12 protein-coding genes are annotated in these 16,038 nt (G+C 39.1%); 4 read left to right on the top strand and 8 right to left on the bottom strand.

Features of this window, described 5'->3' with window-relative positions; translation table 11 throughout:
- Nucleotides 1–58 precede the first annotated feature (58 nt).
- Complete coding sequence (gene ftn, locus CQZ96_RS16865; protein ID WP_004724037.1) at nucleotides 59–523, bottom strand: heteropolymeric bacterioferritin subunit Ftn; 465 nt, start codon at nucleotides 521–523, stop codon at nucleotides 59–61.
- 387 nt (nucleotides 524–910) lie between these two features.
- Between ftn and CQZ96_RS16860 the strand changes: the two genes are divergently transcribed.
- Nucleotides 911–1,975, top strand: coding sequence for an SDR family oxidoreductase (locus CQZ96_RS16860; RefSeq protein ID WP_004724038.1), 1,065 nt, complete (start codon nucleotides 911–913; stop codon nucleotides 1,973–1,975).
- Nucleotides 1,976–2,064: 89 nt separating this feature from the next.
- Here CQZ96_RS16860 and CQZ96_RS16855 read toward each other — a convergent pair whose 3' ends face one another.
- The 6 genes from CQZ96_RS16855 to CQZ96_RS16830 all read right to left on the bottom strand — a co-directional run bounded on the left by CQZ96_RS16855 (nucleotide 2,065) and on the right by CQZ96_RS16830 (nucleotide 12,826).
- On the bottom strand, nucleotides 2,065–4,257 hold the full coding sequence (locus CQZ96_RS16855) for a TonB-dependent receptor (RefSeq protein ID WP_105714445.1): 2,193 nt from the start codon (nucleotides 4,255–4,257) through the stop codon (nucleotides 2,065–2,067).
- Between the two features lie 322 nt (nucleotides 4,258–4,579).
- A complete protein-coding gene (gene ligA, locus CQZ96_RS16850; RefSeq protein ID WP_105714446.1) occupies nucleotides 4,580–6,610 on the bottom strand; it encodes an NAD-dependent DNA ligase LigA in 2,031 nt (676 codons plus the stop codon).
- A 78-nt stretch (nucleotides 6,611–6,688) separates the two neighbouring features.
- Entirely contained in the window at nucleotides 6,689–7,699 is a 1,011-nt protein-coding gene (locus tag CQZ96_RS16845; protein WP_105714447.1) for a cell division protein ZipA C-terminal FtsZ-binding domain-containing protein, read from the bottom strand.
- Nucleotide 7,700: 1 nt separating this feature from the next.
- Nucleotides 7,701–11,153, bottom strand: a complete 3,453-nt coding sequence (smc, locus tag CQZ96_RS16840) for a chromosome segregation protein SMC (protein WP_105714448.1) — start codon at nucleotides 11,151–11,153, stop codon at nucleotides 7,701–7,703.
- Nucleotides 11,154–11,166: 13 nt separating this feature from the next.
- On the bottom strand, nucleotides 11,167–11,862 hold the full coding sequence (locus CQZ96_RS16835) for a GntR family transcriptional regulator (protein WP_105714449.1): 696 nt from the start codon (nucleotides 11,860–11,862) through the stop codon (nucleotides 11,167–11,169).
- A gap of 160 nt (nucleotides 11,863–12,022) precedes the next feature.
- Entirely contained in the window at nucleotides 12,023–12,826 is an 804-nt protein-coding gene (locus tag CQZ96_RS16830) for a sulfite exporter TauE/SafE family protein (RefSeq protein ID WP_004724050.1), read from the bottom strand.
- Between the two features lie 30 nt (nucleotides 12,827–12,856).
- On the opposite strand from CQZ96_RS16830, the gene CQZ96_RS16825 reads away from it, so the two are divergent.
- The 3 genes from CQZ96_RS16825 (at nucleotide 12,857) to CQZ96_RS16815 (ending at nucleotide 15,404) form a co-directional block, all read left to right on the top strand.
- Nucleotides 12,857–13,612, top strand: a complete 756-nt coding sequence (locus CQZ96_RS16825) for a biotin--[acetyl-CoA-carboxylase] ligase (protein ID WP_004724052.1) — start codon at nucleotides 12,857–12,859, stop codon at nucleotides 13,610–13,612.
- Nucleotides 13,613–13,914: 302 nt separating this feature from the next.
- On the top strand, nucleotides 13,915–14,646 hold the full coding sequence (locus CQZ96_RS16820) for a type III pantothenate kinase (protein WP_004724053.1): 732 nt from the start codon (nucleotides 13,915–13,917) through the stop codon (nucleotides 14,644–14,646).
- An 86-nt stretch (nucleotides 14,647–14,732) separates the two neighbouring features.
- The gene (locus tag CQZ96_RS16815) at nucleotides 14,733–15,404 is read left to right on the top strand and encodes a toxin-antitoxin system YwqK family antitoxin (RefSeq protein ID WP_105714450.1); all 672 of its coding nucleotides are present in this window, start codon (nucleotides 14,733–14,735) and stop codon (nucleotides 15,402–15,404) included.
- Nucleotides 15,405–15,411: 7 nt separating this feature from the next.
- Here the strand turns inward: CQZ96_RS16815 and CQZ96_RS16810 are convergent, their stop codons facing one another.
- Nucleotides 15,412–16,017 carry an RBBP9/YdeN family alpha/beta hydrolase gene (locus CQZ96_RS16810; RefSeq protein WP_105714451.1) on the bottom strand — a complete coding sequence of 202 codons (606 nt, stop codon included), beginning with the start codon at nucleotides 16,015–16,017 and terminating at the stop codon, nucleotides 15,412–15,414.
- Between the last annotated feature and the right edge of the window lie 21 nt (nucleotides 16,018–16,038).

Here is a 16,038-nt window from a genome sequence, read left to right as displayed (position 1 = left end):
ATCTAAAGGCTTTTTTTAATCTAAAACGTATCACCTTAAGCAAGGCGCTTAGTGTGTCTTACATTTGAGATTGAATATAATTCTGTAAACCAATTAACTCGATCAAACCTAATTGTTTTTCAAGCCAGTAAGTATGATCTTCTTCAGTATCGTTCATTTGTTGACGCAGCATATCACGGGTCACGTAATCGCCTTTTTCTTCACATAGCTTTACGCCTTGCGCCAATTTTTCACGTACATGATATTCCAATGCCAAATCGGCTTTTAAACAGGTTACAACATCTTCACCTGTGACAATATCGTCACGCTTCATGTTCGGCGTACCTTCAAGGAAAAGTACACGGCGAATTAAAGCGTCTGCATGTGAAGCTTCTTCTTGCATTTCATGATCAATACGTTCATAAATTTTGCTTAAGCCCCAATCTTCATACATACGTGAATGAATAAGATATTGATCACGAGCAGCCAGTTCGCCACCGATCAACATATTTAGATAGTCTATGACTTCTGGATTGCCACGCATTTCAATTACTCCACATTCTTTTGCAATAGTATGGACAAATTTTGCAAGTTTTGCAAAAGACAAAATGTGTAAGTTTATGATTTTTATAAAATTAAAATGATAAACATACGCATTTGCAATTTGAATAAGTATTTTTTCATATAAAAAATAACCGCTTACAATATTTCATTGATGGTTTATTGGTGATTTTTCATCAAATTTCAAAATGATTTATTTTGTAACCATTAAAAATGCTTCTTATTCACCCTCATTATTCCATTTTCTGTTCATTTTCAATGACAGAACCATCACTTTATCTTATTGGCTTTTTTTAATGCTAATATTTCAAGACAATTTTAACTTTAATATTTATGATATTGAATATTAACAATTAGCAGGAAAAAAATAATGTCTCAGGGAAACACATCAGCACCTATTCTAGTTACAGGTGCAACAGGCTATATTGCCAGTTGGGTTATTCAAAAATTACTTGAGCAAGGTTATACCGTTCATGCCACTGTACGTGATCTCAATAAGAAACAAAGCTTTGTACATTTAGAGAAAATCGCACAAGCTAGCTCTGGCACACTAAAACTATTTAAAGCCAACCTTTTAGAAAATGGTTCTTTTGATGAAGCCATGCAAGGCTGTGAAGTTGTGTTGCATATGGCTTCACCATTTGTTGTGACCAATTATAAAGATGCCGTTAAAGATATTATTGAACCTGCAATTTTAGGCACGGAAAATGTCTTAAATAGTGTCAATAAAACAGATTCTGTCAAACGAGTCATTGTGACTTCAAGTATCGCGTCTACTTATGGCGATGCAATTGATATTTTAAAAACGCAGCATAATCAGTTTGATGAATCTCATTGGAATACCACCAGTTCAACCACGCACCAACCGTACCCTTATTCAAAAGTTATGGCAGAGCGTAAAGCATGGGAAATGGCAGAAGCACAAAATCGTTGGACGCTGATCTGTGTTAACCCTGCATTGGTACTTGGCCCATCACTGACCGCAAATACACAGTCAGGGAGTGTAGAAGTCTTAGAGCAATTTGCCAACGGCATGACCTTACTCGGTGTCCCACCGATGTGGAATGGTATTGTGGATGTTCGTGATGTTGCTGATGCGCATATTTTGGCAGCATTCAAGGAAAATGCAGCTGGGCGTTACATTATTAGTGGTGGCTCACTCAGCCTTTTGGAAATGGGTAAAATTTTACGTCAAAATTTTGGACAAAAATTTCCTTTTCCACGCAACCAAGTTCCGAAAAAAGCATTTAAATTTATTGGACCTGCATTTGGCTATTCGCGTGATTTTATTGAAAAGAATATGGGCTACCCTATCTTTTTTAATGCTGATAAAAGCAAACAGGAACTGGGGATGAGTTATCGTAATATTGAAACCAGTTTAGTCGAGCATTTCCAGCAGCTTCTTGATGACGGTGTGGTGAAGAAATATATTTAATAACAGCTCAACTAATTCTTAAATCAAAAAAGCCTTTTTCAATCATGAAAAAGGCTTTTTGGCTTATAGCGTTCAATATCAGCTAAGGCTTAGAAATCAAAAGTTACACCAGCTTTATAAGTACGGGCTCCCCCCACCACTGCATAGTTTTGGTTAAACATCCCTTCCCAATATTTTTTATTGGCGACATTATCCACATTGAATAAGAATGTAGTATTTACCCCACCTAATTTTGTTTTATAACGAGCGCCTAGATCAACAATAGTATAATCAGGTAATTCAAGTGTATTGGCATCATTCATATATTGATTACCAACATAATTTGCACGAGCATTGACATTGAACCCTTCAAGCATCGGAATTGCATAATCTAGCCCTAATGATGCTGTCCACTCAGGTACACCAAAAACCGTATTTCCTTCATTTGATACACCTTTGGTTACTGCAGCTTTAGTTAACTCTGCATCTGTATAGGCAATATTTCCAAGCAGATTTAAGCCATCCATGATTTCACCTGAAAATGACCATTCCACACCGCGAGAACGCGTTTCTGCATCATCTGTGGTAATCTGCGTATTTTTATTTGCATCAGCTTGATTAAAAGTAGTCACCATGGTGCTTGGTTTTTCAATTTGATAAAGTGCAAATGTATTTAACCAAGATCCTGCCTGATACTTCGCTCCAACTTCATATTGTTTGGTTTGAAAGGGTGCAAAGGTCTTTCCTGCATTCACATCTTTTAACGTTGAATCTACAGTTGAACCTTCAACTAAACCTTCCACATAACTTGCATAAAGAGAAAGATTTTCACCAAACGGTTTCAATACAACACCTAAACTTGGTGAAACTTTATCATCACTATAAGCTGTCTTTTTCTGAAGATTTTTAGTGTCTATATCTTGGTAACGTGCACCAACGATTAACTGTAATTTATCATCTAACATTGAAAGCTGATCTGTTAAGGTATAACTGACATATTTATTATCACCCAAAGGTAGAATCGTAGGATTCGCTAAAGGCATATTTCCATTATCGGATGGATTGTAAATATTGGTCTCGAAAGGTACAGGCGTCGCACCTTGTCCAGTATGCTGATTGTATTTACGTTTCAGATAATCTGCACGTAAACCTAAAGTATGCTTGATCATACCTGTATCAAATTTTGCTTCAAAGCCTGCATTGGCAGCAGTGTTATGCTCCTGTGAACCCACTCGGTAATATTGTGAGGTTGCATTTCCATTTAAATTCGTCACAATCATACGAGTACCAAATAAATGTCCCGCGTACTCTTTCTCAACATAACCTATTCCAGCAAATGCTTTGATATCAGGAGTAAATTTATATTCTCCCGATAATCCAACAAAATTGCTTTTAGTATTTCCTTCTAAATGCGGAAAATAATTTAAATCCCCTTTAGGTGCTGCGAGCACTTGGCTAATTCCATTCCCTTTTGAGTCTTTTACTCCCATTGCAATCATGGCAGGAGAACCACCTTTGCGATTGTCACGAATTGCATAAGAATCAAAATTAATCTTTAGTTTATCTGTGGTGTAATCAGCAGCAATCGCTCCTGAAATATGACGATCATCCATTCCATCAACAATATGCTCGCCTTGACCATACACACCATTCACACGCACACCAAACTCTTTGTTCTCACCAAAACGACGAGATACATCAAAGCCTGATTGATAATATCCTTCATCTTGAAACGATGCAGAAACTTGGGTGAGTTCTTGATCTGCTCGTTTAGAATTGGCAATCACCACAGCTCCTACACTGCCTGTAGGTGCAACACCAGTTACCAAAGCATTAGGACCTTTAAGTACGGTTACCGATTCTAAAAACTCTGTTGGAATACGTCCATAAGGTGCAACACCAAAAAATCCGTTATAGTTCATATCTTCATGATTGACATCAAAACCGCGAATTTTAAAGTTCTCGTTTAAATGCCCTTGATTGGTTGTAATCCGAATCGCAGGATCATTTTTCAACACTTCAGCCACAGTTTTAGCTTGTTGATTTTCAATCAATTGTTCCGAATAAGACGTGATACTAAACGGCGTATCTATAATTTTCTTATTTCCCAATGGCCCCAAATCTGTATTTTTTTGCAAAGCACCATTGGCAAATGTTGGTTTTTCTTGTTCTTTTTCAGCAGCGACCTTAATCGTAGGCAAAGCAGTAATTTCATCATTTGCCCAAATTGTTTGTGTAATTCCCCCACCAAAAAGCACGATTGAAATAGAATTGACCAGAAATGTTCGAGAAAAATTTTTCATATAAATAATAAGACACTTTTCAAATGATAATGATTATTATATATACTTTCACTATTGTTAAGAATTGTAATTTCTCATCTAAAGTTAAGTTTAATGGAAAATTCTAATAAATAAGAATTATTATCATATAGCGTACTAATGATAGATCAAGCAGCCTTGCGAAATACAATCGCTAAAATACAGTGCTCAAAATTCTATTGAAAAATGATGACTTGTTGATTTGCTATCGCATCAATCTCGAATTGATGATTTTAATTTTTGAAAACTGCAAAGATACAACAACTGTATCTTTGCAGTAATTTTAGAGTTAATTTAAACGAATCTATGCCTGTCCATACTCAGCCATTAATGCTAAAAACTCCTGCTCATTCAGTACAGCGACACCCAGTTTCTCTGCTTTTTCAAGCTTAGAACCGGCTTTTTCACCCGCAACCACACATTTGGTTTTGCTCGATACACTGCCACTGACACGCGCACCAAGTGCTTGTAGCATTTGAGTCGCATCATCACGCCCCATGGTTGCCAATGTGCCTGTGATCACCCAACTCTCACCATTTAAAGGCTGACGGGTGGGTGCAACTGGTGCATCCCAATGGATCCCTGCTGCAAGCAAACGATCAATCACTTCAAGATTATGTGGAGCTTGGAAAAAATCAACAATCCACTCAGCCGTAATATCACCAACATCTGGAGTTTTCTTTAATGCTTCAAGATCAGCATGACGAATCGCATCCAGCGTCTGGAAAGTGTTGGCAAGCATACGTGCCGTGGTTTCACCTACACCACGAATACCCAAGGCATAAATAAATGCAGCAAGTGTAGTTTTCTTACTGTTCTCAATCGCATCCAATAAGTTTTGGACAGATTTTTCACCCATTTTTTCAATGGTTAGTAACTGTTCACGATGCTCATGTAAATGGTAAATGTCGGCGACATCCTTTAACAAATCAAGATGTAATAGTGACTCTACCCAGCGATCACCGAGACCCTCGATATCCATTGCTTTACGTGAAACAAAGTGACGAATGGCCTCAATACGTTGTGCAGAACAATATAAACCACCCGAACAACGTGCCAAAGCCTCCCCTTCCGGCATTACGACAGGAGAAGAACATACTGGACAATTTTCAGGTAAATGTACTTCTGTCACGTCATTTGGACGAAACTCTAACAATACTTTTTCAACTTTGGGAATCACATCACCACTACGATAGACACTGACCGTATCGCCAATACGAACGTCCAGACGGTGAATTTCACCAATATTGTGCAAAGTCACATTAGAAACCGTTACACCGCCCACAGCCACAGGATTTAAGCGTGCTACAGGGGTTAAAGTCCCGGTACGTCCGACTTGCCAATCAATATTTTCAACCGTTGTTAAGGCTGCAACTGCGGGAAACTTATACGCTGTTGCCCAACGCGGTTCACGACTTAAAAACCCCAGCTTTTGTTGCTGTTGAAGATCATCAACTTTGATGACCATGCCATCAATTTCAACCGCTAAATTCGGGCGCTCTTGGTTGATTTGCTGATATTTTTCTTGTACCTCTTGAATACTTTCACAAATAAAATGACGTTCACCCACAGCAAAACCAAAGTTAGTCAACCATTCAAGACTCGCTGACATTGACTCAATGCCATGATGCGGCTCACATTGTGCAATACCATAAGCATAGAAAGCCAAAGGGCGAGATGCTGCAATACTTGGATCAAGCTGACGTAGACTACCAGCCGCAGCATTTCGAGGATTGGCAAAGGTCTTTTCACCTTTCGCTTCATTTTCAGCATTGAGTCGTTCAAAGCCGGCTTTTGGCATCAATACTTCACCACGAACTTCCAACAAGCGTGGTACTGTCACTTTATCCGAAGACAAGACTTTCGGTAAATTACGAATAGTTTTTACATTTTGCGTAATCACTTCGCCTGTTTCACCATCGCCACGGGTTACGCCACGTGTCAATACACCATTTTCATACCAGAGCGAAATTGCCAATCCGTCAAATTTTAGCTCGACATCATATTGAATCTTTTGATTGGGCAATCGTTCTTCGATACGGCGGGCAAAAGCAAATAACTCGTCCTGATTAAATACATTGCCCAAGGACAGCATTGGTACAGTATGGGTAATGGTTTCAAATTTAGACAGCGGTTTTCCACCCACTTTATTGATTGGGCTATCTGCCTGAACCAATTCTGGGTGTTGTTGCTCTAAGGCTTTGAGTTGGTGAAATAACTGATCATATTCACTGTCTTCAATACTCGGCTGATCCATCACATAATAAGCGTGATTATGTTTTGCAATGAGTTGAATCAATTGACGCATTTGCGTCACGACAGGATTATTTTCCATAAATTTTTTCACCATAAAAAGGCGGAATACTCCGCCTAAAATTCTGAATACCAATTATAAAGTAAATATGACGTTATGCTAAGCATCATGTCCTGAACGATAATCGATCGCTTTATGGCGCCAATGCTCTTTCAGTTGTGGGGTAAATTCAAGATTGTTTTCATCATAGACCGTACCGTCTATTTCACGGGCAATTAAGCCAGCAATACTGACCATGGTATCAAAGCCTTTTTGCACATCTGAATGAGGAAGTGCCAAGAAAAAAGCCAAACCTTGAACTTGTTCAGTCGATAAGGTTTCTAAATCAAAACCATCTGGACCATTGTCGGTGACACGTAATACAGAAAACAGTAAATGGCTTTCTTCCTCTGGATTCTCATAACGATGGAAGCAAGAGAGTTCACCAAAACGTAAACCATATTTGAGCAACATTTTTAAGGTTTTATCCCCAGACAATGCTTTACGTGGATTCGGATAAACATTCAGCGCAATAATAGTTTCCGCTGTAGACAATACACTTTCATCATCATATTTTTGTTGCTCATTTAAATGAACATCTAAAATACTGCTTTCCTCATCAAACTCTTTGATTTCAGTTGTTTCAACATTCGAATTAAACTGAAACGCTTCCTCTTTATCCTGACTGACTACGGCTTTGGCAGAATCAGTCGTTTGAGTCGTCGGCTCTGTCTGCACATCAAGTGCTTTTACAGATTCTGTTGCGGATTCAGTGCTTGCCACTGTTTCCGTCTTTTCAATTTGTTGTGTAATCGCTACATGCTCAGTTGACTGAACAGTATTCGACTCCGCTGTTACATCCTCAATCTTTTGCTGTTTTTCATCTATAACTTCGACCGAGTCTAAAGCAGTTAAATTCGGTTCAACACGCACTTGCTCCTGAGACTCACGATCTGTTCGTAATTGATCTCGTACATGACGAGGAATTACCGGTTGTTTACAGTCTTCATTGATATGCAATTCAGACTCTAAAGAAGGTGCGGCATCATTGGGCTTTCGTAGCACCATCCTTAAACCCACCAGAATGATGATTACTGCAACAACAATTCCAATAATTGTGGTGACTTCCATACTACGACTCCGCGGCTAAACCGTATTCTCTTGCCTCTTCCAAATTCACAGTGACGAGCTTTGATGTGCCTGGTTCAGGCATCGTCACACCCAGCAAATCGGTTGCCATCGTCATTGCAACTTTATTATGTGTAATGTAAATGAATTGGACTTGATCAGAAAGCTCTTTTACTAAATTACAAAAACGACCAACGTTAGCATCGTCTAAAGGTGCATCAACTTCATCCAAAACACAGAAAGGTGCAGGATTCAAACGGAAAATAGCAAATACCAAAGCCAATGCCGTTAATGCTTTTTCACCACCAGATAACAAAGCCAATGAACTATTTTTCTTGCCGGGTGGACGTGCCATCAACTTCACGCCAGACTGCCAGTCATCTTCAAGACTTAAACTAGCTTCACCACCATTAAAGACTTTTGGAAATAATACTTTTAATTCAGCATTAACCTGATCAAAAGTACCCATAAATAATTTTTTGGTTTCTTGGTCAATGGTCTTCATGGCATCTTTCAATTGCCCAACCGTATTTTCTAAGTCTTGCATTTGATGGGTTAGATCTTCAAAGCGCTTAGAAACTTCTTCATATTCTGCTGAAGCGGCTAAATTGACCGCGCCTAATTTTTCAAACTGACGCTGTGCTTTCTCAAATTTTTCTTGATGTACAGGTAAATCAATCAATACGCCTTGCTTAACTTCAGCATTCATCTCTTTAAGTTGATCGGAATAATGCTGTAAATCTAATTTTGCCGATTGCCAAGCCAAACGTCGCTCTTCCAGTTTTGTACGCAATTGCTCATCATTTTGCTGATGCAAATGGCGCATTTCTGTAAGTTGTTGCTGTTTGGATTGAATATTATTCAATTCAACTTGCCACTCACTCCAAGTTTTTTGCAGTTTTTCAGTTTGTTGTGCCTGCTCAGCATATTGCGATTCTAGACTCGGCAATTCCAATTGAATTGGATCTACAAACTTCTTGGCTTGCTCCATTTGCGCAATAATTTGTTGATATTGCGTTTTAGAGAAGGATAGGTCTTTGTCTAATAATTCAATTTGCTGTTTATTTTGTTCAGCTAGACGACGTGTAGTTTCAGAATCTTGCTGCTTAAGCTGTAATTGCTGTTGCTGTTCTTCAACCTGCTCATTGAGCTCATCCAACTTGAATTGCAAGGTTTTAAACTCAGGAAGATTTTGTTCAAGCTTGAGGATGACCGAGTGCATATCGATTTCAAGATCATCTTTCTGCATTGCATCTTCTTCAAGTTGCTCATCTAACTGTTGCAATTGACTATTCAGCTGAACTTTCTGCAACTCAAATGCTTGTGAAGCACTTTGCTGCTTAGCAATTTGCACATCAAACTGTTGTAGCTGTTTTTGCTGATGTTTTAGCGTGTCTTGCTCTGTTTGGATCTGTTTTTGCAGGTCCAGCAATTGCTGATTTAAATTTGGCAATACAGTTTCAGCTTCAATCAACTGTGGTTGTAGCTGCGCAAGTTGTGTTTCAATTTCTTCAAGGCGAATACGATGACTGAGTGCACCCTGTGCGGCTTGGCTCGACTCATCAAAGAACAGACCAATCACCCAATCTTGACCAACATGATAACCATCCAGCGTCAATATGCTTTGTCCTGCTTTTAACTGTGCTTGTACCGCTAAAGCTTGAGCGAGGTTTTCAATTACAGCGACTTGATTCCACAATGAATACTGTGGAGATTCAATCCAATCTGCTAAACATGCCAATCCATTCAATTGAATTTTATCTTGCGAGCTTGTTGCTTTAAGCTGGCGTGCCACACTTTCAGCAAAATCAGCATCTTGATCAACAATTTGGGCTGACAACCATTTGGCTAAAAACTTTTCAACCAGCTGTGCATGTGTTTTGCCTTGTGCATTCAGCGTTAATACCTGCATCAATTGCACAGTATCAGCCTTGCTATTTACAGCACTTTTCGCCATTAATTGGGTGAGGTTTTTCTGTTCAGATTGCAACACTTGTACATCAGATTTTAGAGCTGAAATCTGAGTTTTTTGCTGATTAATGCTTTCCTGTAGTTGTTCAAACTGCTGCTTTGCTTGATTAATTTTTTGTTCTAATTCAACAATCGCAGCTTGGATTGCTATTTTATCTTGCTCAAGTTGTTGAACATCTTCAGTTTGAAATTGACTTTGAACCTGAACAGCTTGGTTTTTTAAGGTATCTTTCTGCTGCTCAATACGCGCAACATTTTTTGCAAGTTGTTCAATTTGCGCCTGCATTTGTGCTTTTTGCTGCTGTTGCTTTTCAACTTGAACTTTGACCTGTTCATACTGTTGTTGTGCTTGCAATTGCTGCGCTTTTAAATCGGTAAAGGCTTGGCTACGTTGTTGTGTTTCAGACTCAGCATGTTGTAAATGTTCAGTCTGCTGCTCCAATTGACTGTGCAAGGTTTCCAATTGCAATTCCATCAACTGAATCTTTTCTTTGGTTTGAGCTTTTTGCTGTTCAAAATTTCCCAAAGCTTCTGAGTTCTGTTGAAATAAACTTTGTTTCTGTTCCAAAGTCATTTTCAACTCAGAGAGTTTTTTCTCAGCTTGTTGCCACTCATTTTGCAAAGGCGTGGACTGTTGAATCAAACGTTGGAACAACTCATTGGTTGAAGTCAGATCATGTTCCAAAGTACTCATGTCAGAGCGCACCAGTTTAAAGTGCTCTCCCAATTCGTTCATTTCAACCGTATATTGTTCTTGTAAACGAGAACTACGATCACACTGGAAAGATAGAATTTCAATCTTTAACGTACGAATTTCAGTTTCTAAAGTCTTATATTGAACCGCAGTTTCAGATTGGCGTTTTAAGGTTTTAAGCTGTGATTTGAGTTCTGAAGCAATATCTTCGAGACGGTCTAAGTTCTGCGTGGTATGTTCTAAGTGTTGTAGTGTTTCACGACGACGAGCCTGATAACGAGAAACTCCAGCAGCCTCTTCAAGAAAAATACGCATTTCTTCAGGTTTTGCATCAACCAAGCGGTTAATCATTCCCTGTTCGATGATTGCGTAGGAGCGAGGACCTAAACCTGTACCCAAGAAAATGTCGGTAATATCACGACGTCGGCACTTCGTCCCATTGAGAAAGTATTCAGATTTTCCATCACGATTCACCTGACGGCGAACAGCAAGTTCAGTATAGGCGTTATAAGCCCCACCTAATTTGCCATAGGTGTTTTCAAAGCGCAGTTCTACACTTGCCATACCTACAGGTTTACGTTTTGCCGTTCCTGTAAAAATAACATCCTGCATACTGCCACCACGGAGCTGGCGTGCACTGGATTCCCCCATCACCCAACGGATCGCGTCAATCACATTGGATTTACCACAACCATTAGGACCTACCACCGCTGTACGGTTATCTTTGAATTGTAGTGTTGTACTATCGGCAAAAGATTTGAAGCCTGAAAGTTTTAAGCTGCTTAAACGCATAATGTCCTAGTAATTACCGACGCGATCTCCGCGCCCAAGCGAGTTCGATTTGTTTCATCCGTGTCAGAGATTCCAACACCAGATTACGTAAGTGTCGACAAAAATCTTCCATAAATAAAGTAGCTTGTTGTGATTTTCGGATTAAAATTGCGTCAATCACCAACTTAAGCAATTCTAAAGCTTCTTGAAGCTCGCGTCTTGAAGTATTTAAGGTTAAAAAATAACTTCTTCGTAGGGATGGTAACAACTCTTTATAAAATTTCATCAGGTAGGGATTCCCAACCATGTCCTGTTGCCCTGATAAAAATTGAAATATGCCATCATAAAACTTTTCAGTATTGCCTTGCTTCACCTGCTCAACCAAATGATTCATCATCTGCTGAATCGCTTCAGCTTCATGATTGCGCCATGTTTCACTCATACGTTGCACGATTTGACCTAATAACAATGCGCTGGTATCGAACAATGCACGGACTTGTTGTGCTGACATTTCTGAGACAATTGCACCACGACGAGGATAAATTTCAATCAGATGGGTTCTTTCTAAAAGCAAAAAGGCTTCACGTACCGAGCCACGACTGACATCCAGTTCTTTGGCAATACGTAGTTCTTGTATTCTTTCCCCTTCAACCAACTCGCCACTAATAATTTGTTCACTAATATGTTTGGCAATCTGTTCTGAAAGGCTATCCACTTCTTCCGAATGCATATAATTCCTATCTTGGTTTATTATTCTTTACTTGGACAATGTCAATTGTCATTATTTTAGTTGTACCTGATTTAATTCAATTGAAACCATGACATTGTCCGACAATTTTAATGTATTTTAAGTCAACTCAGTGTTTAGAAAAAGTACCATTGATCGGAATCTACTTAGTAATACCTTGATAAATAAAATAAAGACCGACCACTGTAAGTAAGCATGCAAAGCATTTTTTCAACATCGCTGGAGAAAGTGCATGCGCCACCTTTGCGCCAAATTTGGCAGTGATAAAACTCATTACACTGATCCCAATAAAGGCATAGATATGCACATAACCAATTGAATTTTTAATTTCGGTTGGTTCTTGTGCACCAAAGAACATAAAGCCGAGCGCACCCGCAATCGCGATTGGTAAACCACAAGCTGCTGATGTTGCAACGGCTTTTTGCATCACCACACCATTTTTGTTGAGATAGGGAACGGTCAGACTTCCGCCACCAATACCAAAAATTGCCGATGCAACTCCAATTCCCCCACCAGCCAGCATTTGCATAGGTGCGGTCGGTAATTGTTTAGATTCATCGACTTTGACATTGGCCCCCTTAAACATTTTAAATGCCACCCAAATCGCAAATGCACCAATAATCAGCTGTAAATGCTGACCTGATAAAATATCTGCAATGCCAGCACCAATAAATGAGCCAATCACCAAACCTGGGGCTAAGTTTTTAAAAACATTCCAAAGTACTGCACCTTTTTTATGATGCGCTGTTACGGAACTAATTGAAGTTACAATAATTGTTGCAAGTGAAGTTCCCAATGCCATGTGCATAATGACCGAAGGATCATAGCCCATTTTAGTAAAGACCACATAGAGAATTGGTACAATAATTAAGCCACCACCAACACCAAATAGCCCAGCAGCAAATCCTGCGATTGCACCAATACCTAAATATATGATTAACTCCATAAATGTTCCTTCACTCTTCTCAGATTCAACATGGATTTAGAGACTCGTCATCTTAGACAACTTCTTACACAAGCAAATGAACTCCCTGAAGTGCTGCTTTTAAAGCAGACGACAGCATCGACCAATGATGATGTGCGTGAAATTGCGCTCAGCGGCGTCAAGACAGTTTTGGTCTGTAGTGAAACTCAGACTCAAGGACGAGGTCAGCACCAACGGGAATGGGTTTCGCCAATTGGTAACATTTATTTAAGCACATTGCTTGAAACTCGAACACCCTTAGATGGGCGTTTAGCATTGGAAATTGCTTTAAATATCTTACAAATGCCAACACTTAAGAATTTACCAGCATTACAAATTAAATGGCCCAATGACCTATATAGCTCTCAAGGAAAGTGGGGGGGAATTCTGGTTGAGCCCATTTCACCACATCAAGCCATTGTTGGAATCGGGATCAACTTATTTCCGATCCCCAAAGAAAATGTCACCCAACAAGCCACCTCGATAATGCAATTAGGCCTACAATTTCCAAATCGAATCCAAATCATTGCAGAAATGTATTTGGCAATTCAACAAGCTGGACAATGGTTTGATCATGGTTGCTATAACCTTGCAGCACGATTTAATCACTATGCTGCCTTTATGGATCAACAGGTTTATTTTGAACAAATTCAAAATTCAATTGAGGGTATTTTCAAAGGAATTTCTGATGATGGCGCACTGAATTTATTGACAGCTCAAGGCTTAGTCAATGTCTATCAAGGGCGTTTACGCTTAGCTGAAGCATAAATAACGAGGTGATCCGTTGTCTAAAATGAGATGGATTGATCAGATGTATCGTGAAAAAGTGATCAGCAATTATTTAAAACAGGGCTTTTTTCGCTATACATTTCGCTATATATTGCGCAGTAATCGTATTGATCCAAAGATCATAGCAAACAGTTACTAACAGTACGGAACAACGTTCAGCAAAATGAACCGCAGGTTATTTGCCCTATTTGATTGATCAGATTGAGATGCTCTCTAAGTCGTTCAATATTTTCAAATAAAATAATTATGCAGATTGTGTTCAGTTTCAATTAGGCAAAATCATGAAAGCACTTTGGTTAGATATTGGAAATACCCGTCTAAAATATTGGATTACTGAAAATAATCAAATTATCCAACAGGCAGCAGAATTACATCTCCAATCCCCTGCGGATCTGCTACTGGGTTTAATTCAACATTTCCGTGGTTTAGGCTTAGACAAAATTGGAATCTCCTCAGTCCAAGATAAAAAGAACAACGAACGCATTGTCCAGATTTTAAAATTACTCGATATTCCGGTGACTTTTGCCAAAGTGCATGCTGAATATGCAGGATTACGTTGTGGCTATGACCATATAGAACAACTTGGGATCGATCGTTGGTTACAAGTTTTGGCTGTGGCGAAAGCTGATGATGACTTGTGTGTGATTAGCTGCGGTACAGCTTTAACAATTGATTTAACCCAAGGCTTACAACATTTAGGCGGTTATATTCTGCCTAACCTCTATTTACAACGTGATTCTTTAATTCAAAAAACCAAAGGTATTAAAATTCCAGATGCGGCTTTTTCAGAGCTAAGTCCTGGTCGGAATACCATAGATGCAGTACATCATGGCATTTTCTTGGGTCTGTTAAGCACCATTGAAAAAGTGCTTGAGCAACAACCACGAAAGCTTATTTTAACGGGTGGTGATGCCAATCTATTTGCACAATTTCTAGAGAAATATCAACCAAGAATTGAATCAGATTTATTACTCAAAGGCTTACAGTTCTATATAGATCGACAAACCGCTTAAACCTAAATACAATTTAATAGAAGATCAGCAATCTTCCATTTTTAATAAATAAACACAACCATAAACACGATAAAAGAGCAATCATTATGAAAACGATCCCCTTACTGCTTAGTGCCTGTTTAATGAGCTTTACACTGGTGGGTTGTACCAGTTTACAAACCACGCACTCATCTTCAACAACCATGGCAACAACTGAACCTGTTATTGCTTACTTTGCTCCAGATGCAGGTGAAGAAGCCTGTGAGTGCGGTTTAATCATGGATCAGGGTTATTCACTCACACCTGTAGAAAATGGATATTTCAGAAAATTATTAGGTCGTGATAAAGATGGCCGTTTCTTAGTTCAGGACTTCTATCAAAATAGCCGTAAAAAACAATCTGATCCATTTTGGATTAAAGCCCCTCAAGGCTTAAATAGCTTTGATAGTAAATATGTCGACGGTGAAGTTGTGGGCTATTTTGAAAATGGAAAAATCAGCTTTAAATCGACCAGCCAAGACCAGAAATTAGTTGGAAAAACTGAAACGTACTATTCAAATGGTCAACTTGGGCTACAGGAAGAATATTCAGATGATCAGCCCATCGTTCAAAAGGTATGGTATGAAGATGGCAAACCTGCAGCTGAACTAAAATTAAGCCCAAGTGTAGATTATTCGATTCTAGACAGTAAAGTTTGGGATCAACAAGGCAATTTGATTCAAGATGAGCAACGCGCTCAGGAGATACTTGACGAGCTTTATCAAAAGCTCAATCAATAAAACCACATCACGATAAAATCGAATATGCAGCCTGAGTACCAGCTTGGGATTCAGGTTGTAATAGAACTGCTAACTTTTCCCAAAGTACAGTTAAGCTGGTATAGCCCTCTGTTGCCATAAAATGCCCTGCACCTTTCACCTCAATCATTTGTGAATTCAGCGAATAACCCAATTGAATACTGACAGGCGCTGGCACAAAAGGATCATTGTTGGAGAAAAAGATAAAGCGATTCAGAATATTCATTCTGAGCAGCGCATCATCGACCCGAGCGTGTTGTAAAAATAAGTTAAGTTCAGGTAAAACGGCTAAGTTTTTACTGAATCCCGCAACCAAAAACAAAGCACCTAATTTTCGCCCCAATAATTCACTCGAAAGAAAATCTAGACTGGCAATACCTCCTAAGCCATGTGCCACAATGATGGTATCGTCATTGAGTGACTTAATTTGCTGCGTAATATTATGCTTCCACAGCTCATATTGGGGCTGCTCTGGATGTGCTAGATCAATCACTTCACATGCATGTCCTGTCGCCAATACTTGTTGCTTTAGCCATGGATACCAATGATGTTCAGGGGAGTCTTTATAACCGTGTACGATAAATACTTTTTTCATAAATCAACTTCTTATCAATTA

Origin of the sequence: Acinetobacter sp. MYb10, assembly GCF_002980175.2 — a bacterium.
Taxonomy (GTDB): domain Bacteria; phylum Pseudomonadota; class Gammaproteobacteria; order Pseudomonadales; family Moraxellaceae; genus Acinetobacter; species Acinetobacter guillouiae.
The sequence above is the reverse complement of the archived record's forward strand: the minus strand, read 5'-3'. Positions and strand labels throughout refer to the sequence as shown.